This is a genomic window from Variovorax sp. 350MFTsu5.1 (genome assembly GCF_048302515.1).
In the GTDB taxonomy this organism is placed as follows: Bacteria; Pseudomonadota; Gammaproteobacteria; order Burkholderiales; family Burkholderiaceae_C; genus Variovorax; species Variovorax guangxiensis.
Map to the genome: position 1 here is coordinate 2,960,356 of NZ_CP157620.1, position 21,990 is coordinate 2,982,345.

Consider the following 21,990-nt stretch of genomic DNA (forward strand, 5'->3'; position numbering starts at 1 on the left):
GCCTACAGCCCCGGCACGAGCTTGCCGACCCAGGCTCCAACGGCCGCCAAGTGCGCCAGCACGGTGGCCCAGTAGACGGCCATGAAATTCGTTTTGCTCACCTTGTGGCGGAACAGCCGCTGCGCGATCCACGCGCCCGGCCAGCCGCCGGCCAGCGATAGCAGGTGCAAGGTGTTCTCCGCAGTACGCCAGCGGCCCGCCTGAGCCGCGTTCTTGTCGAAGCCGTAGACGAAGAAGGTCAGCAGGCTGAGCAGCAGCAACACGCCGAGCGCGATCGGCGGGATTCGCCCGGTCCACACACCGTAGCCGAGCAGCGCGGCGTAACCGGCGAGCAGCAGCGCCATCGGCAGCGAGGACGAGGCTGAACGGGGAGAGCGACGTTGCGGTTGCTGCTGCTGGCGTCGTTGCGGGCGCTGCTGCTGTGCTCCGGCTGCTCGGACCGCCACCGCGCGCGGCCCCTTGCCGCCCACATGGATCTCCTCGAAGTCCAGCCGCATGCCGACCTGCGGCGCGGTGCCACGTTCCGAGAAGTCGCGCAGGTGCACGAACACGTCGGCGGAGATTTCGGGACAGCGGATGAAGCCGAAGCCCCGGTCCTTCTCCCATCGAACGAGCGTGCCCTGGCGTTTCATCGCCGGGATTCTCGCCGCTATGCGTACTGCATCTCCCCATTGCCGAAGGACCAGTTCTCCTTCGCCACTTCGACAAGGTTGATGAACACGTCCTCGCGCCGGATGCCCAGCTGGCCGTGCAGGTCGTCGGCCACGCGCCTGTAGAAGGCCTTCTTCATCTCGGTGGTGCGCCCCTGGTTCAGCGTGATCTGGATCAGCACGAAGCCCGGCGAATACGTCACGCCGAGGTAGCTCGCCGGATGCACCAGTTCGTGTGGGGCATGCCGCGTGATGACCTGGAACTTGTCGTGCTCCGGCACGTTGATGGTGTCCCGCATGGCCTGGTAGACGAGGTCCCCGATGGCCGGGCCCAGGGTTTCGGGGCTGTCGCTGGAAAGCTCGATCCGCACGAGTGGCATGTGCTGTTCCTTGAAAAAGTCTTGGACGCATAAGATACGCGACATGGTCCGCCATCTTTCTCCCCCGTCCGTCGTCCGCTGCTGAAGCGCGCCTCGCGCTCAGACCCAAGCGGTTGCCGCCAGCCCCGTGCCTCCTCAGCCGGCCGGCGGCTCGGATGGTCACGCCCGCTGCCTGAACCCCGGTCCTGAAGCGACCGGCCATGGCGGGGCGTCATGGAGAAAGAACTTTCATCAATGAACGCAAGAACGTCTGCCGCCCTGGCCTGGGGCGGCGTGCTGCTGGCTGGCGCCCTCTGGGGCGGTGGTGCGCTGGTGGCGCAATTCCTGATCGATGGCGGCATCGCGCCGCAGAGCCTGTCGCTGGCGCGCTTCGCCCTCGGGCTGCCGTTGCTGTGGTGGCTGCATTGGCGGGCGCCGGCGATGCCCGGTGCCGGCTGGGCCGATCTGAGCAGCCGGGAGCGGTCGCAGATGCTCGCCACGGGCGCCGCAATGGCGCTCAACGTGAGCTGCTGGTTCGCCGGCATCGTGCACCTGGGGGCGGCGCTGCCAACCGTCATCTCGATCTGCTGCGCGCCGGTGATCGTCACGCTGGTGTCGGTGCTGCGCGGCTATGAGCGCCTCGGCCGCAGGCTGATCGCCGGCCTGCTGCTCGCGCTGGCCGGCGTGCTGCTGCTGGTGATGCCCGCCGGAGGATGGGGCCCGCTGGCCCCGGGGCATGCGGCCGGCGTCGCCTGGTCGCTGGGCTCGGCTTTCTGCTACGCGATGGTGGTGCTGGGCAACGCGCGCATGCCGGCGCGGGTGCCGGCCGTCACGGCCTCCGCCTGGGGGATGACGGCCGCGGCGTTCTGCATGCTGGCCGTGGCGCTGCCTTCGGGCATCACCTGGCCGTCCGGCGGCGCTCAATGGCTGGGCGTGGGCTACACGGGCGTGGTGACGACCTCGGTGGCCTACCTGGCCTTCGCCTGGGGCGCGCGGCGCCTGTCGCCGACGGCGGCGGTGGTCGGCACGCTGATCGAGCCGCTGATGGCCGCCTTGCTGGCGGCGGCACTGTTCTCGCAGGCGATGACGCCGCGCCAGTGGGCCGGAGCCTTGCTGCTGGCTGGCGCGATGCTGCTGCTGGTGCGGCGCAGCAAGCCCGCGCAGTCCGACTGAAGGCGAGGGCGGGGCGGTCCGTTGTATGGTGTGGCCCCATGAGCAGCACCATGAGCACCGTGAGCAGTTCGCCCCACCCGCCGGCTCCATGGACACGCATCCTGGCCGCCGCGGCGCTGCTGCTTTTCGCGGCCTGCCCGATGCAGTCTTCGTTCGCGGCCCCGGCGGAGAACTCTTCCGCCCAGGCGCTGCGCGCCACCTACCAGCGCCTGAGCGACAAGCTGAACCGCAGCAGCTTCGGCCGGCCCGTGCAGCTCGATTCCATGGAGACGGCGGACGGCCTCCAGGGCGACGTCTACGCCGTCGTCGAGCATCCGCTCGCCGAGATCAGCACTGCACTCAAAGGCTCCGCGCATTGGTGCGAGGTGCTGACCCTGCACGTCAACAACCGGCGCTGCAGCGTCGCCAGCGGCCCTCAGGGAAGCGAGATGCTCACGCTCTATGTGGTGCGGCGCTACGACAAGCCTGTCGACCAGGCCTTCGAACTGCCCTTCGTCTACCGGGTCAGCGGCAATTCGCCCGATCACCTGCTGGTGGAGCTTTCCGCCGAAAGCGGCCCGCTGGGCACCAGCAACTACCGAGTGACGCTCGAGGCGGTAGCGCTCGACGAGCGCAAGAGCTTCCTGCACTTCAGCTACAGCTACGACCACAACACGATGGTGCGGCTGGGCACCATGGCCTATCTGGCGACCTTCGGCAGCGACAAGGTGGGCTTCACCGTGGTCGGCAAGACGCCCGAGGGCCAGCCCGACTACATCCGCGGCCTGCGCGGGCTGGTGGAGCGCAATGCGATGCGCTACTTCCTGACGCTCGACGCCTACCTCTCGGCGCCGGGGCCGGACCAGGCCGAGCGCCGCCAGCGCCGATGGTTCGCGGGTGCCGAGCAGTACCCGCGCCAGCTGCACGAGATCGATCTGGACACGTATCTCGCGCTCAAGCGCGAAGACCGGCAGCGCGACGGCGCCGCCCGCTGAGCCCGATCGGCCGGATCAGTCGGCCAGCGTGAGCAGCGGCACGTCGCGCTCGCGGCTCATGGCCTCGAGTTCGGCGCGCGTGCGCGTCAGCAGCCAGGCCGCCAGCGCCTCGCGCGTGGCCGGCGCCAGCATGTCGCGCGAGGCGATCTGCGCGGCCTCGCAGAGCCGGTCGGCGAAATGCGGCTCCAGCGCCGCCACCGCCACGCGGCCGTCGGCGCAGGGATAGACGCGGTAGCCTGCATGCGCGCCGCCGACCGTGCCCGAAGGCTGCGTCAGGCCCCAGGTGCGCGGCAGGGCGAGCCAGTCGGCCGAGGCGTTCAGCGCCACCTCCAGGTACACGCCGCCCGCCTTTCGCGAGCGCAGCAGCATGGCCTTGAGCACCGCCTCGCTGGCGAGCAAGGCGCCGCCCATGTCGGCGTAGAGCGTGGGCGGCAGTTCGGTGCCGGTGACGAGGCCGCTTTCGGCGAGATAGGTCAGGTCGTGGCCCGGCTCCTCGGCGCGCTCGCCCGGCGCGCCGACGATGGCCACCTGCGACAGCGAGGGATGGCGCGCCTGCAGCGCGGCCCAGTCGAGCTTCAGCTTGGCGAGCGCCGAGGGGCGGAACGAGGTGAGCAGCACGTCGGTGGAGGCAAGCTCGGCGTGCAGCAGCTGCTGGCCGGCCTCGGTCTTCAGGTCGAGGGTCCGGATCTCGATGCCCTCGTGCAGCGCGGCGTAGGCAGGGCGGTTGTAGAGCCCCATCGGATCGCCCCCCGGCGGCTCCAGCTTCAGGCAGGTGGCGCCCATTCGGCGGCAGCGCAGCAGCGCGGCGGGCCCGGGCAGGTTCAGTGCGAGGCTGAGGACGCGAACGCCCTCCAGCGGTGCGAAGGCTTGATCGTCGGCGGGGCTCGGCATCGGTCGTCGTCTCCGGAAGAATCGTTTCGCGCATTCTCGCCCGAGGGGCGGAGCCACCTCACGCAAGCCGCGAAAGCACGGCACGCGTAGCATGTGCCGGTGGCGGCGCGTGCCGCCTCTCATCGACCAAGGAGACGAATCATGTTCGAAGCTTCCCTCATGAGCGGCCAGCACATCCTGGTGACCGGCGGCGGCACCGGCCTCGGCCGCGCAATGGCCGAGCGCTTCCTGAGCCTCGGCGCCGACGTGGCCATCTGCGGCCGGCGCCAGTCGGTCTGCGAGGAGACCGCGGCCGAATGGCGCAAGCAGTTTCCGCAGCGGCGCATCGACACCTTCGGCGTGGACATCCGCATCGCCCAGCAGGTCGACGAGATGGTCGAGAGCCTGTTCCAGAGCGGCGGCCTCACGGGGCTGGTGAACAACGCGGCGGGCAATTTCGTCTCGCCCACCGAGGCCCTCTCGCCGCGCGCCTTCGACGCCATCGCCAACATCGTGTTCCACGGCAGCTTCTACGTGACACAGGCGGTGGGCAAGCGCTGGGTGGCGCAGGCCAAGTCGGGCGAATGGAAGCCGGGCGATGCTTTCCGCAGCGTGATGAGCATCATCGTCACCTGGGTCGACAACGGCAGCCCGTACGTGGTGCCCTCGGCCATGAGCAAGGCCGGCATCGAGGTCATGACCAAGTCGCTCGCGGTCGAATGGGCGCGCCACGGCATCCGCCTGAACGCCGTCGGGCCCGGCGAGATTCCGACGGAAGGCATGAGCAAGCGCCTGAACCCCGGCGAGGAGCCCGGCGCGCGCAGCAAGCAGAACAACCCGATGGCGCGCACCGGCCGCATGAGCGAGCTGCAGAACCTCGCTTCCTTCCTGATGGCGCCGGGCCAGTGCGACTGGCTCACCGGCCAGAGCATCATGATGGACGGCGGCAATGCGCTGGCCACCGGCGGCAACTTCTACGAACTGCGCCAGTGGAGCGACGCCGATTGGTTGGCCGCGCGCGAGCGCATCGAGGCGCAGAACCAGAAGGACAAGGCGCAGCGCTGAAGGCTGCCGTCTATTGCTTATTTCTTCGGCGGCCTGGCCGCGTGCACGGTGACCCGCTTGTTCACCGGACTGGACAGCACCAGCGAAGTCGTCACCGAGCCATCGACCGCCAGCGCGTCAACCACGCGCTCCAGGTCGGCCGGCTCGGCGATCGCGCAGCGCACGAAGAAGCAGTCTTCGCCGGTCACGCGGTCGGCGCTCAGCACCTCGGGCATCGATTCGAACAGCTTCAGGTAACTGGCGATGCCCGCGTGCGTGGTGTCGATGCGGATGATGGCCTGCAGCCCCACGCCCAGCGCGCGCAGGTTAACGCGCGCGCCGTAGCCCTCGATCACGCCCGCCTCCTCGAGCTTGCGCACACGCTCGCTCATGGCCGGCTGCGACAGGCCGATGCGCTTGCCGATGGCGGCCAGGCTCTGGCGCGCGTCGGTCTGCAGCGCTTCGAGGATCAGGCGGTCTTTCTTGTCGATGTTCATGGAGCGGAGTCGGCAGGGCGCATGGCCGCCGATGGTTGATCGGTTTGCGGCGCTGATTTTCGATGGATTGCCATTCGGCGCCGTCGATGCTGCCGGTATCGTGAGCCGGTCTTCCAGGAGAACCCATCCCATGCAACTCGTCGGCATGCTCGACTCGCCCTACGTTCGGCGCACCGCCATTTCTCTTCGCCTGCTCGGCGTTCCCTTCGAGCACCACTCGATCTCCGTCTTCAGCACCTTCGAGCAGTTCAGCGCCATCAACCCGGTGGTGAAGGCGCCCACGCTGGTGTGCGACGACGGCTCGGTGCTGATGGACTCGACGCTGATCATCGACTACGCCCAGGCGCTCAGCGGGCGCAGCCTGCTGCCGGCAGACCCGGCGCGGCGGTTGCGGGAGCTGCGCCTCACGGGGCTCGCGCTCGCGGCCTGCGAGAAGACGGTGCAGATCGTCTACGAGCGCAAGCTGCGTCCGGCCGAGAAGCTGCACCAGCCGTGGATGGACCGTGTGCAGGGCCAGCTCGCCGCTGCGTATTCGGCGCTCGAACGCGAGATCGCTGCCGAGCCGCTGCCGGCCAGCGAAGAGACGATGACGCAGGCCGGCATTTCGACGGCCGTGGCCTGGGCGTTCACGCAGTTGCTGACGCCCGATGCGATTTCGCCGACCGACTTCCCTGTGCTGGCTGCGTACTCCGCGCAGGCAGAGCGGCTGCCGGTTTTCGTCGGCGCGCCGATGGTCTGAGCGGAATCAGTCGACGATCTTCGCGCCGCGCTCCGCGAGCAGGCTGCGCAGCACCGAGCGGTGGCAGCGCGATTCTTCCTCGCAGTAGCAGCCCACCGAGAGCGACGCGCCGTGCGACAGCGCGGCCAGCAGGTCGAGGCTGCGGCTCGCATCGGGTTCGGCCATCTCGGACTTGAACTTGCGCACGAAGGCGTTCCACTGCGCGGGCGATTCCTCTTTCTGGGCTTCCTGTGCCTGCTTCATCGCCTCGACGGAGGGCGCGAGGTTGGGATACCACACGTCGTACCAGTCCTGCGAAGCGAACTCGGTCTTCGGAACGCCGCGCGGCGGACGGCGCACGGTGCCGACGCGCAAGCCTTCGCCGGGAGCGCGGGGAGTGCCGAGGCGGACGATGCGGATGCTCATGGTGGGTTTCCCTTTTCTCTGCTGGTGCTTGTCTCAGGTGCCGACGATACCGCCGTCGCGCCGCCGTATCGCCAGCGTCGCCGAGCGCGGCCGGGCGCTGCCCGGCGTGGTGCCATCGGGCCAGGCGCTGTTGGGTTTTGTGTCGCCGTCGTCGCGCGCCTCGCCCGGATGCTGAATGTTGACGAACAGCGTGCGGCGGTCAGGCGTGACCACGCAGCCGGTGATCTCGCAGCCGTTGGGCCCCGTCAGGAAGCGCTTGATGCGGCCCGAGGCCGGGTCGGCGCACAGCATCTGGTTGTTGCCCAGCGCGGTGTAGGGCGGCTTGCCGATCACCTGGCCGCTCATGTCGGTCTGGATCCAGAGCAGGCCGCCGCGGTCGAAGTGCAGGCCATCGGGGGCGCCGAAGGCGTCGGCGCTGGCCGAGGGGTAGCGCGCACCGCTGCCGGGTTGCGCGGGGTCGCCCGCCAGCGCGAAGTGGTCCCAGGCGAAGCCCGTGGCGGCGGCATCGCCCGCGTCCTCGCGCCAGCGCAGGATGCCGCCGAAGAGGTTGTTGGCACGCGGGTTGGCCGCATCGGGAGCGGGCTTGCCGGCGTCGCCGCGCTGGCTGTTGTTGGTGAGCGTGACGTAGACCTCGCCGCTTTGCGGATGGATGGCGATCCATTCGGGGCGGTCCATCTTCGTGGCGCCGACCTGGTCGCCGGCCAGCCGCGCGTGGATCAGCACCTCCGCCTGGTCGGCGAAGCCGTTGGCCGCGTCCAGGCCGTTGCGTCCGTGCGTGAGCTCGAGCCACTGGCCGCGGCCGCCGGCGTCGTAGCGCGCGGCATAGAGCGTGCCTTCGTCGAGCAGGTGCCGGTTGGCCGCTCGCGCGGCAGCGTCGGTGCCGGGGCGCACCTTGTCGCGGCTGATGAACTTGTAGATGTATTCGAAGCGCGAGTCGTCGCCCATGTAGACCACCAGGCGGCCGTCCTTCGCGACGGTGCAGGTGGCGCTTTCCTGGCGCTTGCGGCCCAGCGCGGTGCGCTTGACGGGCGTGGCCGTGGGGTCGAAGGGGTCGATCTCGACCACCCAGCCGAAGCGGTGCGGCTCGTTCGGATGGCGGCTCACGTCGAAGCGCTCGTCGAAGCGCCAGTACTCGACCCACTGCGAGCCGGCCACCGTGCCGTAGCGGCGCTGGGCCGGCGTCGCGTTGCGGGCCGCGTCCTTCGGGCCGCCGAAGTAGCCGTGGAAGTTCTCCTCGCAGGTCAGGTAGGTGCCCCACGGCGTGACGCCCATCGCGCAGTTGGCGAAGGTGCCGAAGACCGCGTCGCCCGCCGGATTGGCCGTGGTGCGCATCAGCGGCGTGCCTGCGGCGGGGCCTGCAATGCGCATCGGCGTGCTGCCGTGCACGCGTCGTGCGAAGGGCGAGGGCAGCACCTGCTGCCAGCCCTTGTCGGTGCGCCGGATCTCGATCACCGAGACGCCCATGGCATGCAGCGACTTGCGGACCTTGTCGGCGGTCCATTCCTTCACGCCGTCGGTGTGCAGCAGCTGCTCGTCGGTGTACTCGTGGTTCATCACCAGCAGGCCGCGCTCGCCGCTCGCATCGAGCGCGAAGAAGTGCATGCCGTCGTGGTGCATGCCGGCCTGCACGGCCTGGTCGTCGGCGCTGTTGCTCGCGTCGGGCGCGAAGCTCGGCATGCGGTTCGCGACGCCGGTGGGCGAGCCCCAGGGGTAGAGCAGCTGCCATTCGTATTCGGGGGGCACCACGATGCCGTCGCGCAGGGAGGCTGGCACGCCAGTGAAGCCGAGCACCTCACCGGAGCCCATGGCTGTGGGCGTGGACGGCGAGGCGCAGCCCTGCCCGAACAGCGCGACCACGGCGGCGGCCGAACCCGATTGAATGAGAAAGTGGCGGCGGTCCAGGGGCATGGCGGAGATGTTTGCGGTGTTGTGTTGGCGACAGGCGCCATCATCGCCTGAGCCCGTGCCCGGCGATACTGGTGCGGCAACCGCCCAGGAGACATCGAATGACCGATCGCATCGAACGCACCCGCCACGCCGACGGCGTGGTCGAACTGCATCTTTCGCGCGCCGACAAGATGAACGCGCTCGATCCTGCGATGTTCGATGCGCTCATCGAGGCCGGCGAGGCGCTGCGTGAAGACAAGGCGGTGCGCGCGGTGGTGATCTCGGGCCGCGGCAAGGCCTTCTGCGCGGGGCTCGACATGGCTTCGTTCGAACGCATGCAGCAGCAGGACGCGGGCGCCAGCGTGCTGGGCGAGGGCGCCGCCGGCGCCGACCTGGTGGTGCGCACGCACGGCATCTCGAATGCCGCGCAGCAGGTCGCGATGGTCTGGCGCGAGGTGCCGGTGCCGATGATTGCCGCAGTGCACGGCGTGGCCTTCGGCGGCGGCCTGCAGGTGGCGCTGGGGGCCGACATCCGCATCGTCGCGCCCGACACCAAGCTCTCGGTGATGGAGATCAAATGGGGCCTGGTGCCCGACATGGCCGGCATGGTGCTGATGCGCGAACTCGCGCGCAGCGACGTGGTGCGCGAGCTCACCTTCACCGGCCGTATCTTCTCGGGCGAGGAGGCGCTGCGCCTGGGCTTCGCCACCCGCGTCAGCGCGGACCCGCTGGCCGAGGCGCTGCAGATGGCGCACGAGATTGCCGGCAAGAGCCCGGACGCGATCCGCGCGGGCAAGCGGCTGCTGAACGCATCGCTCTCGCAGAGCGCGGCCGAGCTGCTGCTGGCCGAGTCGGTGGAGCAGAAGGCGCTGATCGGCAGCCCAAACCAGGTCGAGGCCGTGAAGGCCAACATCGAGCGGCGCGCGCCGCGCTTCAGCGCGCCGGGTTGACGGCCGGCGGGGCGCCCCGCATGAAATCCATCGCTGCCAGGTGAACGGCCGGGCGGGTATTCCCCAGCCCGCCGACGCCGTTCTTCGCGCACCCTCGCATCCCCCGTCTTGCGCGGGCGCGGTTACATCTGCGCCTTCTGTTCGGCCGACCCTTCAATTCGGGCCGGAACAGCCGAAAACATCAAAAATCCCACTCGGTGTATCTTTATGTAAGAATAAAGTGGTTGTTTTATGGGGCAAAACCATACGGATCGAGACAATTTGTGTGCAGAAGGTCACGTCTCCTCCGCTGATAGCTCCTGCGGAGGATGGCTCCAGACAGCTCACTCATTAACAATTGAACGCTTTGCCTAGCGACGGCGATCCTGCATGTCGACGACCACGTTTTTCTGTAACCTCAGCGTGCCCATCCTGGTGGGCGAGGATCGCTACAAGTACGTCCCCATCGTGGGAGTCTTCCGAAGCATTCCGTTCGATCAAGTCGATGAATGGGTGATGCACCCCGACGGCCGGCCGCGCAGCGACCGCGAACTGGCGGCCGAAGTCCTTGTCGAGATCCGCAAGCCGCTCGGCTCGAGTGGACGCACGGCGCCACACGCCTTCGACGTCGCGGACATCCTGCAGCTCGACCGGGCCGCGGCGATCGTCGTGTCCACCTTCCTTGCGGCGCTCCCGCGCGTCTGAAGACGCCGCAGAGCCTTCAATTCCCTCGATCCTTCTTCAGTCGCACCTGAAGAGCACGCCGCTGCCCGGCGTGGTCGGTGCGTCGGCCTGTGTCAGGAACCGGATCGGGTTCCCGTCGATACGGCAATAGGCCTCCGCTTCCTGCTGGCTCGCAGCCCTGAAGACACCATCGTTGAGACGCTGCACGCCCGTTTGCGGCGTTGCGCAGCTGACGATGAGGAATAGGAGAGAGGCTGGCAGCAGGCGGCGCATGAAGCAAACGGGTCCGTTGGAGAACCCGAGACTTTAAGCGCTCCCCACCGCCCAGTAGAAAGTCGGCCTCGCCCCGTTGAGCAGGTGGTTGCCCACCACGCGCCCCTTGTAGATGGTCGGGTTGTGCGAGGCGAGCGTGCGCGCGTTGCGCCAGTGCCGGTCGAGCCGCCGGTCTTCCTGCAGCGCCGAAGCGCCGCCCACGTCGAAGAGCCGCGTGCCCGCCTGCAGCACCGCATCGACGATTCCGGCCTGCGCCTTGGCGGTGTTCAACTCCACCTCGAACAGCAGGCTCTCGGGCACGGCCTCGCCGCGCTGGCGGAAGCGGTCGACCTCGCCCAGGCCGCGCGCCACCGCCTGCACGGTCGATGCCGCGATGAAGGCCGTGCTCGCGAGCTGGCCGACGACCTGCTGCACCAGCGGGTCTTCACGCGGCGTGTCGCCGCTGCCATGGCTGTAGATGCGCTTGCGCGGCTGCACGAAGGCCACCGCGTCGCGCACGATGGCGCGCGCGATGCCAGCCAGCGTGGCCAGGTGCGTGAGCTGGAAATGCGCGGTCAGCGGCGTGGGCTGGTCGCGCACGTACAGCAGCACGTTCTCGGGCTTCACGCGCACGTTGCGAAAGCGCGTGGTGCCCGATGCGCTCAGCCGCTGGCCGAAGCCGCGCCAGTCGTCCACGCGCTCCACGCCCTGCGCCTCGGCCGGCACGAGCGCGATCACGCGGTCGCTGCTGCCGTCGTCGTTCAGGCGCTGGGCCGAGACCGAGATCCAGTCGGCGTACAGCGTGCCGGTGCTGTAGAACTTTTCGCCGTCGAGCCGCCAGGCATCGCCGTCGCGCCGCAGCGTGGTCTGCAGCTCGCCGAGCGGGCCCTCGCCGAGCTCGGTGGTGGCGTTGCCGAAGATCACGCCCTCGGCCGCTAGCCGCATCCACGGGCCGTGCAGCGCGGGGTCGATCTCGGCGAAGAGCCGTTCGATGAAGCCGAAGTGCGCGCGCAGGATCTGCGGCAGGTTGGAGTCGGCCTCGCCGAGTTCGATCAGCAGGTCGTAGAGCTGCTCCACCGATCCGCCCAGGCCGCCGTGCTCGATGGGCACGCGCAGCGCGCCGAAGCGCTCGGCGTTGAGCCAGGCCACGGGCTCGTAGGCGAGCTCGCGCTCGTTCTCGCGCTGGGTGGAGCGCTCGGCGATGCGCTGGAAGACAGGACGAAAGCGGGCGGCAAGCTGTTGGAAGGATGGCGCCTGAGCGCCTGGCGCGTGCGCCGCGGGGCGCGTCGTTGCTTGGATGGATTCCATGGGGCGGGGCGGCCCCGAAAGGCACGCCCGGGAGAAGAGGGACAGCGCTCGACTGTCCCCCGCGGTACGACGCTTGTGAAATACGCTTTTCGAGTTTTCTTATGCCTCTATCGCCTGCCGCGCGCGTCCACCGGCCAGATGGCGACCAGCGTGCCGCCTTCGACCACGTGATAGGCGTCGTGCAGGTTCACCGTCGGATCGCAGTGCGGGGTGACGAACTCCACACGCGAGCCCAATGCCGGTCTTTGCGCCTGCGAACCTTGCGAGCCCGCTGGCGGCATCAGCTTGCCGTGCTCGTCGCCGAAGAAGGCGTAGCGGCTCGCGGCGTCGGCGCCCTTGGCCACCAGCGGCACGCCGCTGTCGGTGGAGAAGCACTTGGTGCCGCCGTCCACCGTCACCCAGTCGGCCGCGTTCGTGCTGACCACCGCCGTCTGCACGAAGAGCGATGTCTCGAAGGGCGAGGGCCGGTCGCCGTCGGCCAGCACGCGGCTGTATTCGGCGTCCATGAAGACGTACGAGCCGGCCTGCAGCTCGGTGAAGGCGTTTTCCTGCGAATCGAGGTCGTGCGTGCCGGTGCCCGCGCCGGTGACGATGTCGAAGTTCAGGCCCTGGCGCCGCGCCGCCGCGACGATGCCCGCCACGGTCTCGCGCAGGCCGGCGGCCGCCGCGCTGCGCTCCTCGCGCGCCACGATGTGCTGCAGGTTGCCCGCATAGGCCTGCAGCCCGCGCAGCCGCAGGCGCGGCTCGGCGGCGGCCAGTGCGGCCAGCTCGAGCACCTTGGCCTGCGTGGCGGCGCCGGTGCGGTTGTAGCCCGCGCCGTAGTCCACCAGCACGTCCAGCGGATGGGTGAGTTCGCTGGCGGCGCGCGCAAGCTCGGCGAGGTTCTGCGGGTTGTCGACCACCACCATCACGTCGCCCGGGCGCGCCTGCTGCGCCAGCCTGATGAGCCGCGCGATCTTGCTCGGCGTGACCGCCGGCGAGGTGATGAGCACACCCGGAATGCCGCCCTGGACCATCACTTCCGCCTCGCCCAGCGTGACGCAGCTCACGCCGATGGCACCCGCGGCCACCTGGCGGCGCGCGATCTCGACCGACTTGTGCGTCTTCACGTGCGGGCGCAGGTTCACGCCGCGCGACCTGGCGAAAGCGGCCATGCGTTCGATGTTGCGCGTCATCGCGGGCAGGTCGATCAGCAGGGCGGGGGTGTCGAGAAGATGGCGGCCGCCGGGAACGCCGATCAGCGGCGTGTTGACTTGCTGCAGGGCTTGGGGCATCGGGAAAAGCCTTTGTCTCGGTTCTTGTTGTGGGACAGGCACCGGGCGCCCGGTGTTCCGGGGCGAGATGATCGCACCGATTCGCCCGGACCGATCAGGCCGGGTCAGGCCGGATGCGAGGGCCCGTGCCGCCCGGGCCGCCGCAGCGCCAGCCACCACAGCAGCGCGGCGTTCACCGACCAGCTCGCGGCGAGCATCAGCAGGGCCGTGTCGGCCACCCCGGGCGACAGGCCCAGCGTCAGCAGGCTCAGCGACCAAGGCAGCCCGCCCGCGATGGCGATCAGAAGGCTCACGTCGCTGTCGGGGGCGACGGCGCAGCCCAGGATGCAGACGACGCCGGCGACCGTGTAGATCAGCGCGGCGACGCGCCATCCGGAGCGCGCTGGTGAACGTGAATTTGCGATCGGCATGCCCTGAGCATCGCCGATCCCCCGCCGCCGCGTGAAGGCCTTCCGGACGAAAGGATGTAGTGTTTTCGAGCAGTCGAACACGAAGCCGAACGTTCATGTTTACTTCTTGGGCCTGTCATTCGAGCGCGCCACCATGCGCGGCATGGCTGGCCAACTTATCTCCATCGCCCTGACCGTCGACCAACACGACGAGGGCCATTACTTCTGGGTGCTGCTGGAGTCCTTCGACAACTCCATGGAGTTCGAGCCACTGATGGAGGCGGCCAAGGGTTTCCACACCTACGCCGAGGCGCTGCAGGCGGGCTACGTCGTCCTGAAGGGGCTCTCGGAAGACCTGAATGTCGGACCTCGGGAGGAGGTCGACGACACCATCGCCGCGGAACAGGAAAACGCCTTCGGCGGCATCCGCTGAGCGGCGTCGGCACACCCGCCGAATGCCCGGCGGCTGTCAGCTGCGAGCGATTTCGACTGACACGCGACCGACACGCCTCCGACGAGATTGAGTCGAACGGTCAACGGCGTTGCGTCTTCCGCTCTTGTCGAGCGGGCTGCGGCGACCTTGATCGAACGATTACAAACAAAGTCAGGGATTTCGCATGGTCGAGTATTTCCGCGTGGGCCTCCCATACATCCGGATGCGCTTCAGGGTGCCCGCACGGCGTGGCGGCAGGGTCGAGCTTCGGGGACGGTTCGGAGCCATCACCGGTGCCAGCGGCGAATATCTGCTGGTGCGCTTCGACGGCGAGCCGGCGGCGTCAATCGTTCATCCGATCGAGCTCAACTATGTCGAGGCGGGGGAGGCGGCGGAGCCGCCCCGTGCATCGCGCAACGGGGCGAGACCGACTTCCGGCGAGTAGGGTGCCGGGCGCCGGGCGCCGGGTGCCGGCGAGGGTAAATCCCCGCGATTTTTGTCTTCGGCAGGTCTATCTTGAATTGGTGACCAACTGCTGGAGACGATCATGTTGATGGTTACAAAAGTGGTGGCGGTCAGCGTGACTGCACTCGTCATCGGCGGCACTCCGTCGCCGGGCAGCGATCCTGCCGATCTTTCCCTCCTCGCATCATCCGTCGTGGCCGCACAGGCGAACCCCGGCCCGGTGGCGCCTTCGTGCCCGAGCGGATGCAACATGTGGCGAATGATCCACGACCGCCGTTGAGTCGTCGGACGATCGGCAACGCCGAGCCTTCGCAGGCTGGTTAACAGTCGCCAAAGACTGTATATTCATCCAGTCTTTGGCCACGAGCCCGGATCGGCGCGTACCTGCGCGCCGGGGCGATGAACCATGAACCAGTTCGAGCTTTTCTTTCCGCGGGGTGCTGCCGCAGCAGCGGCCTCAGCCTTTCCGGTTGCCTTGTCGCAGCCACAGCCGCAACCGCATGCGCCGGTGCTGTTGCCGGAGCCCTCGTTTTCGCGCGCGCAGTCCGAGGAGCCGTTCCGCTTCGAGGACGTCGAAGTCGAGGAGCGGGTCGCGTACACCGTGAGGCTTGCCGACTATTCGCACCCGGCGGCCGATGCGGTGAAGGTGGCGCAGCAGCGTTTCAGGCGCGAGATCGACCGGCAGCTCGGCGGCGACGTGGTCGAGGCGCTGCGGGCGTTCCAGAACGCAAGCGAATCGAGCGAGAGCGATCTTTCGAAGGCGGAGATCGCCCTGGCCAAGCGATGGGCCAAGGCCTACGACGCGGCGCGCACGGCGGGCTTTCGCGACCTGGGCGACACGGACGAGGCGTTCTTCGACGTTCGGCCGGTCTGAGCCGGCCGGGCCCTACTTCAGGGCCGGCAGCAGGCGGCCGCACCGGGTTGCTGCATATCCGGCCGCAGATGTGTCAAAGTCGGCGAGGCGCTTCAGACATCGTTGCCTCGAAAGCAGATCTTGTTTCGTCGACCTTCCATCATCTTCCGGACCACGGCCTTCGTCGCCGTCGTCTGTCTCGCCCTTGTCGCGCTCGACTGCTGGAACAGCTGGCAGTCGCGCACGGTCCAGCTCAAGCAGATGAGCGTTGCCACGGCGAACCTGGCTCGTGCGATGGCGCAGCAGGCGGACGACACGATCAAGGAGACCGACACCGCCCTGATCGGCGTCGTCGAGCGCGTCGAGTACGACGGCACCGGGCCCGCGGCCCTCGAGAGGCTCCACAAGGTGCTCGCGATGCGGGTGGCCGAGCTCCCGCAGCTCGATGCGATCCACGTCTACGACAAGGAGGGCAACTGGGTCGTGAACTCGCGGAAGGTGCAGCCGCAGAACCTGAACAACGCCGAGCGCGAATACTTCATCTTCCATCGCGACCACGAGGACCGCGGACCGCACATCGGCATACCGGTGAAGAGCCGCACCAACGGCAAGCTGCTCGTGCCCGTCTCGCGGCGCATCGACAACCCCGACGGCAGCTTCGGCGGCGTGGCGCTCGCGACCATCGACGTCGAGTTCTTCACCAGGTTCTATGACAGCCTGGACATCGGCCAGGCCGGCGCCGTCGCGCTCATCCTCGACACCGGCACCATGATGACCCGCCGCCCGTTCAGCCCCGAGATGGTCGGTCGGAACATGCTGGACACCTCGCTCTACCGCGCCTACAGGACCCTGGGGCCGGTCGGAACGGCCGAGATCAAGTCGGCGCAGGACGGCGTCACGCGGCTGAACAGCTTCAGGCGCCTTTCCAACTATCCGCTCTTCGTCGGGGCGGCTCTCTCCAAGGACGAGATCCTGGCCGAATGGTGGAACGAAACGCTCTGGCACACAGGCGGCGTCGTCCTGCTGGTCTTGATCGTCGGCTCCGTGGGCTGGCGGCTGGTCAGGCAGATGGAGCTGCAGAACAAGACCGAGGCCGAGCTGCGGGGCGCGCGCGACGCGCTGGAAAAGCTCAACAAGACGCTGAACACGCTCGCCATGGAAGACGGCCTCACCGGCCTGGCGAACCGCCGGCAGTTCGACGTGACGCTCGACACCGAATTCAGCCGCGCCATGCGCGACGCGAGCACGCTGGCGCTGATCCTGCTCGATGTGGACTGCTTCAAGCAGTACAACGACATCTACGGCCACACGGCCGGAGACGAGTGCCTGCAGACGATCGGCCGCACCATCTCGAACCTCGCGGCCCGGCGCCCGGGTGACCTCGCCGCCCGCTACGGCGGGGAGGAACTCGCCGTGCTGCTGCCGAATACCGACGTGGCGGCCGCGGCGGTGCTCGCGGAAAAGATCCGCAGCGCGGTGCGCGACCTGGAGATCGTGCACGCCGGTGCGCCGGACGGCTTCGTCACGTTGAGCGCCGGGGTGGATGCCCTGAGCCCTGCCGGCACCCGGCAGCCGCCGAAGGAACTGATCCAGGCTGCGGACAGGGCGCTGTACGCGGCCAAGATGAATGGGCGCAACCGCGTCTGCACCGCCGCAGACCGGCCAACGGCCGAATGAACGGTCGAATGAACGGGCGATACGCGCAAAGCGCATAAGCAAGCGCGATAACCGGATTTCCCTCGGGCGGCATCCCGCGCAAGACTCGAAGGCCAGTCACAACGCAGCCTTCTCTTCCGGATGCCCGGCATTCCCCACAAATCACCGCGCCCGCTTCGCCTCGGCTTCTTCAGCCGCCTGCTCGACGACGTGCCAGCCGCGGAACGCTACCGCCTCGTCGCGGCGCAGATCGCCCATGCCGAGGCCGCGGGCTTCGATTCGGCCTGGGTGGCGCAGCATCACTTCCACCAGCACGAGGGCGGCCTGCCATCGCCATTCGTCTTCCTGGCCTACGTGGCGTCGCGCACGCGGCGCATCCGCCTGGGCACCGGCATCGTCACGCTGCCGCTGGAGAACGCCGTGCGCGTCGCCGAAGACGCGATCGTGCTCGATCTTCTCTCGGGCGGCCGGCTCGAGGTGGGTGTGGGAACCGGCGGCACGCCAGAGTCCTTCGCTGCCTTCGGGCTGGACGGCAACGACCGCTCGGCCATCTTCGCGAAGCAGTTGGCCGCGGTGCGCTCGGCCTGGGCAGGCCGGCCGCTGGCGGGCGGCGACGCGCTGTACCCCTCGGGCGAGCAGCTGCTCGGGCGCATCTGGCAGGCCACGTTCTCGGTGAGCGGCGGTACGCGGGCAGGGGAGGCCGGCGACGGATTGATGCTTTCGCGCACGCAGCCTCGCTCGGAGCATGCGCCGGATGCATCGCTCGCCGAGATCCAGAACCCGATCGTCGATGCCTATCTGGCCGCATTGCCGGCGGGCCGCACGCCGCGCATCGTGGGTTCACGAAGCGTCTTCGTGGCGGATACCCGCAAGGAAGCGCTGCGCCTGGCCGACGTCGGCCTGCGCCGCTCGGCCGCGCGCTTCGCCGCTTCAGGGCAGGCCGGCCTCGCCGGTCGGGCCGGGCCCGATGCGCCGCTCGAAGAGCTGATTGCCGCCTACGACGTGCACGTCGGCTCGCCCGACGACGTGATCGCCTCGCTGCGTGCCGACAGCACGCTCGCGCGCGTGACCGATCTCGTGTGCCAGGTGCACTCCGTCGATCCGCCGCACGAGGCGACCCTGCGCTCCATCGAACTGACCGCCACCGCAGTCGCGCCTGCCCTTGGCTGGACGAGCGGAGCGAGCGCGTCCGACCTGCGATCGCTTGCGCTTCTCTAGCTGCGCTCTTTTTTCCCCTTTTTTTGTCATGAACGCCATCGTCGCTTCTCCCATCGCACCCGTGGTGCCCGATGTCATCGACCGGCTCGTCGGCATCGAGCCCGGCAGCCATCTCGATCGCATCCGTGCGCATCGTGAACAGTCACGCACACATGCGCAGCAGAGCTATCTCGCGCTGTTTGCGCCGGCGCCGCCCGTGTTCGGGAATTTCGGGACCGCGGACAGGTTCGCCGTCGCGGCCTTCGTCACGGGGCTGCACGGGCAGGCCGACGTGGCGCGCTTCTATGCCGATGCGCTGGCGGGGCAAGGCGCTCGCGCCGGCGTGGCGGATGCGATCGCCATCGAAACGCGGCGAGGCGCCGCGCAAGGCCCCGATGGACCCTATGGCCGCTATCCCCCGGGGCCGCTCAGCGCGGAGGATGCAAGCGGGCCTTCATACGAGGTGAGCGAAGCCGGGCGCGCGGTGCTGGGCGAGAAGCTCTCCGCCGCGCTGGCGCATGCGCACCTGCTCGTCTTCCATCCGCGCGACGCGAGCGCCGCGGCGCTGCAATCGCTGCTTGATGCGGGATGGACCGGCACCGAGGCCGTGACGCTGTCGCAGCTCGTGGCTTTCCTTGCTTTCCAGATCCGCGTCGTCGCCGGCCTGCGGGCACTGGCACAGCGGCCCGTCACCCTTGTCGATTGAGCAGAGAAAGACAGCGAGAAACACCGCCATGAGCGCCGAATCCGTGCTGAGCCACCCCGAGAACCACCATCCGAACGCCTTCACGCAGGCGCAGCTCGAGTGGCTGCCCTGGCTGGAGCCTTTGCCCGAGGCCGAACTGACAGCGCGGCATTTCGAAGGCTTGGTCGATGCAGCGCGCGCCAAGTCGCCGTACTTCCGCCTGCTGGCGCGCGACCCGGACATCCTCGGGGCGCGCACGCGCACCGACAAGGACATCTTCTACAACCCCGAAGCCGGCCTGCCGCGCGCCGAGCGCGAGCTCTCGGCCGCTGCGGCTTCGCGCTACAACGGCTGCATCTACTGCGCGTCGGTGCACGCGCGCTTCGCCTCGCATTTCTCGCAGCGCACGCAGGACGTGCAGAGGCTGCTCGACGAAGGCGTGAACGCCGACCTGGGCGAGCGCTGGAACGCGATCGTGGCGGCTTCGGTCGCGCTGTCGTCCACGCCCTCGGCGTTCGGGGCGGAGCATGTGGCACAGCTGCGGGCACAGGGGCTGGACGACCTCGCGATTGCCGATGTCGTGCATGGCGCGGCGTTCTTCAACTGGGCGAATCGGCTGATGTTGTCGCTGGGGGAGCCGCAGCAGCCCTCGGGCGGCTGACCCTCCACGCTCAGGACAGCAGCGTCAGCAGCCAGGCCAGCAAGTGACCGATGGCAACCAGTGCGGCCCACAAGGCCCGTAGTGCGTCGAGCAAATTCGGTGTCCTGCCGGAAAGGCCGTTCGTTTTTTCGGGTCAGCGAAGGCCGAAGCCCGGCCCCGGCTCTCCATGGCCGCAGTGGCTGAAGAAGGCGCCGGGTACGCACGACAGGGCGACGAGGGTGGCAGTGGTGGCAGTGGTGGCAGTGGTGAGTTTCCGGGTGGGGTATCGCATTCGGGGCGGCTTCCCTCGACGTTGAAGAAGCCCAGCCTAAGGCGCGACCTGGGGAGAAATTGGGAGGGCGGGAAAGGACCGGCGGCGACGGGCCCGTCGTCGCCGGTCTCCTCGTTTCAGCTCAGCTCGCCCGGGCCGTCAGCCACTTGTCGGAAGTCAGGGGCACGCCGACGATGCGGATTTCGCCGATGCTTCCAAGGAAGCCCGTGGACATGTTCCCGGCCCATTGCCCGCAGCCGATGGCGAGCTGCTGCGTCGGGGCGACGTACTGGATGCCCTGCATGTTCGTGTTGTTGCGCAGCACGGGCGCTCCCTCCAGGTACATGGTGGTCGCATACGAAGCCGCGGGATCGTTGACGATGGCAACGTGCAGCCATTGGCCGGCCGATACGCCGCCCGACCAGCAGGTGAGGTTGGTTGCCTGGTTCACGGGAGCGACTTCCCATTGGAATTCCATCAGGTTCGAGAAGGCGAACATCAGGGCGCAGTCGCCATCGTCCGAGGCGAAGCCGGGCAGGTTCGAGCGTGCCCCCAGGCGATACAGGATGCCCATCCATCCATTCTTCGTCGCGTCGAAGCCGGCGTCGATGTACACGAACGCTTCGATGGTGTAGCCCTTGGCGAAGGTCTCCACGTTCAGTGCCGAATTCGCGTCGGTCGTGAAGTAGGAGAACCTGGTCTTGGTGGCGTTCAGGAAGCGCAGGCTGCCGGGCGCGGCCGACAGCGGATGATGGCTCTTCGACCAGACCAGGTCGCCGGACTGCCCCGCCCACGTGTTCACCGAGACGGGGTTCTTGCCTCCCGGGGAAACGTCCTGGATCTGCTGCCCAGGCTGATAGGGAAAGAGATCTCCCTCGGCCGCCGCCGCATTGAAGAAGCGCCAGTGGGCGAGCGTGTTGTCGACCTTCGGATAGTCGTCGGGGCCGGAAGGAAGCGCGGCTGCCTTCTGCGGGGGCTGGCTGTAGTTCGTCAGGATGAGCTTCTTCGCCACGTCCGTCAGGCTGCTGTCCGACGAACCGTCGGGCACCGAGAAATCCGGATTGAAGGAGGCGAATCTCTTGACGAAGTCCATGTCCAGCGCGAAGGACTGGTTCGAATCCGACAGCCATGCGGCGTCGAACTCGTTGAGCGTTGCGGCTGGCTTCAGGGGCACCCACGGGGAGAACGAGCTGGCGATGATCTTCCTGTTGGTCAGGTCGAACTCGAACATGCGCATGAGGCCGTTGCCGCCCATGTAGGCCATCTGGTAGTCCACCACCATCAGGTGCACGTCGTTGCCGCGGGAGTTCTTCTTCGTGCTGGTGCACGAGCCGTGGTAGTGGCCGCTGACGGCCATGAAGATCTGGTCGTTGTCCTTGATCAGCTTGTCCCACATGTAGTTCGAGTAGGCGGTGTCCGCGGCGGTCTTGCCGTCGCTGCCGATGCCGACCAGCTGGTGATTGACGAGGATGACCGGGGTCGTCTTGTTGGACTGGATGACCTGGTTGGCCCAGCCGATCGCGTCGTCCGACGCCCGCCACGACATCGACAGCACCAGGAACCTGTTTCCCTCGGCTTCGAAGACGTGGTACTCGTGAAAGCCCGATGAGTGCCTTCCTCCGAAGGTGGCCTGCCGCTTCGCGCGCTCCGTGGGAAACACCTGCAGGTAGGGCTCGAACAGGCCGACGCGGTGGCTGCCTCCGTCCTGGTAGCCGTCGTTGTTGGCGAAACCGGTGACCCCCACGCCCCAGTCGGGACCCCACTGCATGTCGGAATCGATGGCTCCCACGTCGTGGTTGCCCGCGCAGATGGAGTAAGGGCATCTGGCCGCCTCCAGCACCTGCATCGCCTGGCTCGCGAGCTCCCATTCCTTCGTGACCTGTCCGTTGCCGATCTGGCCGTTGCCCACGAGATCGGTGGAGGCGCTCCAGGGCGAGGAGCCTTCCGATGTGTAGTACCACGACTGATCGACGATATCGCCCAGATGCATGGTGAACGGCATCTTCAGCAGCCTGGCGTTCTGGGCAATCCACTGCGTCTGGGTCTTGAAGGGGTTGTCGTATTTCGGGTCGATGCCCGAGTAAAGCTTCTGGTAGAGCTCGCCCATCTTTTCCGATGCATAGCGCGGATAGAACTGGGTATCGGGAAGCACCGAGATCGTGAAGCTCGAAATTTTTTGGGCGGTGACGCCCTGGCTCGCCGGCGGCGGCGCGCCGGTGGGCGATCCGGCTGTCGAAGGCCCGTTCGTCCCAGCCACCGGGAACGCCCCGGCACCGGCGCCACTGCCGCCGCCGCACCCGGGCAGCGCGACCGCGAGTCCCGTGACCGAGCCCGCCAGCATCAGCTTCAGCAATTC

The 21,990-nt window shown here is 68.2% G+C and carries 26 protein-coding genes; 14 read left to right on the forward strand and 12 right to left on the reverse strand.

Annotated features, from left to right (window positions below; genetic code table 11):
* Positions 1 to 2 precede the first annotated feature (2 nt).
* Positions 3 to 632 carry a DUF1294 domain-containing protein gene (locus ABL843_RS13350; RefSeq protein ID WP_418120170.1) on the reverse strand — a complete coding sequence of 210 codons (630 nt, stop codon included), beginning with the start codon at positions 630 to 632 and terminating at the stop codon, positions 3 to 5.
* A 17-nt stretch (positions 633 to 649) separates the two neighbouring features.
* A complete protein-coding gene (locus ABL843_RS13355) occupies positions 650 to 1,030 on the reverse strand; it encodes a tautomerase family protein (RefSeq protein WP_126018897.1) in 381 nt (126 codons plus the stop codon).
* Between the two features lie 234 nt (positions 1,031 to 1,264).
* Here ABL843_RS13355 and ABL843_RS13360 point away from each other — a divergent pair, with 234 nt between their 5' ends.
* Together ABL843_RS13360 and ABL843_RS13365 are read left to right on the forward strand one after the other, a co-directional pair.
* Complete coding sequence (locus ABL843_RS13360; protein ID WP_418120171.1) at positions 1,265 to 2,182, forward strand: DMT family transporter; 918 nt, start codon at positions 1,265 to 1,267, stop codon at positions 2,180 to 2,182.
* A gap of 38 nt (positions 2,183 to 2,220) precedes the next feature.
* Positions 2,221 to 3,156, forward strand: coding sequence for a hypothetical protein (locus tag ABL843_RS13365; RefSeq protein ID WP_369658442.1), 936 nt, complete (start codon positions 2,221 to 2,223; stop codon positions 3,154 to 3,156).
* Between the two features lie 15 nt (positions 3,157 to 3,171).
* On the opposite strand, the gene ABL843_RS13370 is transcribed toward ABL843_RS13365, so the two are convergent.
* Complete coding sequence (locus ABL843_RS13370; protein WP_418120172.1) at positions 3,172 to 4,047, reverse strand: CoA transferase; 876 nt, start codon at positions 4,045 to 4,047, stop codon at positions 3,172 to 3,174.
* A 141-nt stretch (positions 4,048 to 4,188) separates the two neighbouring features.
* On the opposite strand from ABL843_RS13370, the gene ABL843_RS13375 reads away from it, so the two are divergent.
* Entirely contained in the window at positions 4,189 to 5,091 is a 903-nt protein-coding gene (locus ABL843_RS13375) for an SDR family oxidoreductase (RefSeq protein ID WP_418120173.1), read from the forward strand.
* A gap of 17 nt (positions 5,092 to 5,108) precedes the next feature.
* On the opposite strand, the gene ABL843_RS13380 is transcribed toward ABL843_RS13375, so the two are convergent.
* Positions 5,109 to 5,567, reverse strand: coding sequence for an Lrp/AsnC family transcriptional regulator (locus ABL843_RS13380; RefSeq protein ID WP_418120174.1), 459 nt, complete (start codon positions 5,565 to 5,567; stop codon positions 5,109 to 5,111).
* Between the two features lie 130 nt (positions 5,568 to 5,697).
* Here ABL843_RS13380 and ABL843_RS13385 point away from each other — a divergent pair, with 130 nt between their 5' ends.
* Positions 5,698 to 6,306, forward strand: a complete 609-nt coding sequence (locus tag ABL843_RS13385) for a glutathione S-transferase (protein ID WP_418120175.1) — start codon at positions 5,698 to 5,700, stop codon at positions 6,304 to 6,306.
* A 6-nt stretch (positions 6,307 to 6,312) separates the two neighbouring features.
* On the opposite strand, the gene ABL843_RS13390 is transcribed toward ABL843_RS13385, so the two are convergent.
* Both ABL843_RS13390 and ABL843_RS13395 read right to left on the reverse strand, forming a co-directional pair.
* Positions 6,313 to 6,711 (reverse strand): DUF488 domain-containing protein, encoded by a 399-nt coding sequence (locus tag ABL843_RS13390; protein WP_126018909.1) that lies wholly within the window; start codon positions 6,709 to 6,711, stop codon positions 6,313 to 6,315.
* Between the two features lie 33 nt (positions 6,712 to 6,744).
* On the reverse strand, positions 6,745 to 8,619 hold the full coding sequence (locus ABL843_RS13395; protein WP_418120176.1) for a PhoX family protein: 1,875 nt from the start codon (positions 8,617 to 8,619) through the stop codon (positions 6,745 to 6,747).
* Between the two features lie 98 nt (positions 8,620 to 8,717).
* Here ABL843_RS13395 and ABL843_RS13400 point away from each other — a divergent pair, with 98 nt between their 5' ends.
* The gene (locus ABL843_RS13400) at positions 8,718 to 9,548 is read left to right on the forward strand and encodes a crotonase/enoyl-CoA hydratase family protein (protein ID WP_418120177.1); all 831 of its coding nucleotides are present in this window, start codon (positions 8,718 to 8,720) and stop codon (positions 9,546 to 9,548) included.
* Between the two features lie 369 nt (positions 9,549 to 9,917).
* Positions 9,918 to 10,232, forward strand: a complete 315-nt coding sequence (locus ABL843_RS13405; protein WP_019653070.1) for a hypothetical protein — start codon at positions 9,918 to 9,920, stop codon at positions 10,230 to 10,232.
* 36 nt (positions 10,233 to 10,268) lie between these two features.
* Here ABL843_RS13405 and ABL843_RS13410 read toward each other — a convergent pair whose 3' ends face one another.
* The 4 genes from ABL843_RS13410 to ABL843_RS13425 all read right to left on the reverse strand — a co-directional run bounded on the left by ABL843_RS13410 (position 10,269) and on the right by ABL843_RS13425 (position 13,455).
* Positions 10,269 to 10,484, reverse strand: a complete 216-nt coding sequence (locus tag ABL843_RS13410) for a hypothetical protein (protein WP_418120178.1) — start codon at positions 10,482 to 10,484, stop codon at positions 10,269 to 10,271.
* Between the two features lie 33 nt (positions 10,485 to 10,517).
* Complete coding sequence (locus ABL843_RS13415) at positions 10,518 to 11,771, reverse strand: acyl-CoA dehydrogenase family protein (RefSeq protein WP_418120179.1); 1,254 nt, start codon at positions 11,769 to 11,771, stop codon at positions 10,518 to 10,520.
* Between the two features lie 107 nt (positions 11,772 to 11,878).
* Positions 11,879 to 13,045, reverse strand: coding sequence for a DSD1 family PLP-dependent enzyme (locus ABL843_RS13420; protein ID WP_418120180.1), 1,167 nt, complete (start codon positions 13,043 to 13,045; stop codon positions 11,879 to 11,881).
* A 104-nt stretch (positions 13,046 to 13,149) separates the two neighbouring features.
* Positions 13,150 to 13,455: a hypothetical protein gene (locus tag ABL843_RS13425; RefSeq protein WP_126018922.1), complete on the reverse strand. Its 306-nt coding sequence runs from the start codon at positions 13,453 to 13,455 to the stop codon at positions 13,150 to 13,152.
* Positions 13,456 to 13,597: 142 nt separating this feature from the next.
* Here ABL843_RS13425 and ABL843_RS13430 point away from each other — a divergent pair, with 142 nt between their 5' ends.
* From ABL843_RS13430 to ABL843_RS13465, 8 genes are all read left to right on the forward strand, one after another.
* Complete coding sequence (locus tag ABL843_RS13430) at positions 13,598 to 13,867, forward strand: hypothetical protein (protein ID WP_126018924.1); 270 nt, start codon at positions 13,598 to 13,600, stop codon at positions 13,865 to 13,867.
* A 184-nt stretch (positions 13,868 to 14,051) separates the two neighbouring features.
* On the forward strand, positions 14,052 to 14,312 hold the full coding sequence (locus tag ABL843_RS13435; protein WP_369658431.1) for a hypothetical protein: 261 nt from the start codon (positions 14,052 to 14,054) through the stop codon (positions 14,310 to 14,312).
* Between the two features lie 102 nt (positions 14,313 to 14,414).
* Positions 14,415 to 14,612 (forward strand): hypothetical protein, encoded by a 198-nt coding sequence (locus tag ABL843_RS13440; protein ID WP_418120181.1) that lies wholly within the window; start codon positions 14,415 to 14,417, stop codon positions 14,610 to 14,612.
* Between the two features lie 126 nt (positions 14,613 to 14,738).
* Positions 14,739 to 15,206 carry a hypothetical protein gene (locus tag ABL843_RS13445; protein WP_369658429.1) on the forward strand — a complete coding sequence of 156 codons (468 nt, stop codon included), beginning with the start codon at positions 14,739 to 14,741 and terminating at the stop codon, positions 15,204 to 15,206.
* Positions 15,207 to 15,326: 120 nt separating this feature from the next.
* A complete protein-coding gene (locus ABL843_RS13450; RefSeq protein WP_184638481.1) occupies positions 15,327 to 16,862 on the forward strand; it encodes a sensor domain-containing diguanylate cyclase in 1,536 nt (511 codons plus the stop codon).
* Between the two features lie 120 nt (positions 16,863 to 16,982).
* Entirely contained in the window at positions 16,983 to 18,059 is a 1,077-nt protein-coding gene (locus tag ABL843_RS13455) for a putative FMN-dependent luciferase-like monooxygenase (RefSeq protein ID WP_418120182.1), read from the forward strand.
* A gap of 28 nt (positions 18,060 to 18,087) precedes the next feature.
* A complete protein-coding gene (locus ABL843_RS13460; RefSeq protein WP_418120183.1) occupies positions 18,088 to 18,744 on the forward strand; it encodes a CMD domain protein in 657 nt (218 codons plus the stop codon).
* Positions 18,745 to 18,772: 28 nt separating this feature from the next.
* On the forward strand, positions 18,773 to 19,384 hold the full coding sequence (locus ABL843_RS13465) for an alkylhydroperoxidase domain protein (RefSeq protein WP_418120184.1): 612 nt from the start codon (positions 18,773 to 18,775) through the stop codon (positions 19,382 to 19,384).
* Between the two features lie 133 nt (positions 19,385 to 19,517).
* On the opposite strand, the gene ABL843_RS13470 is transcribed toward ABL843_RS13465, so the two are convergent.
* Positions 19,518 to 19,655 carry a hypothetical protein gene (locus ABL843_RS13470; RefSeq protein WP_418120185.1) on the reverse strand — a complete coding sequence of 46 codons (138 nt, stop codon included), beginning with the start codon at positions 19,653 to 19,655 and terminating at the stop codon, positions 19,518 to 19,520.
* A 121-nt stretch (positions 19,656 to 19,776) separates the two neighbouring features.
* On the reverse strand, positions 19,777 to 21,987 hold the full coding sequence (locus tag ABL843_RS13475) for a LamG-like jellyroll fold domain-containing protein (RefSeq protein WP_418120186.1): 2,211 nt from the start codon (positions 21,985 to 21,987) through the stop codon (positions 19,777 to 19,779).
* Positions 21,988 to 21,990: the final 3 nt, after the last annotated feature.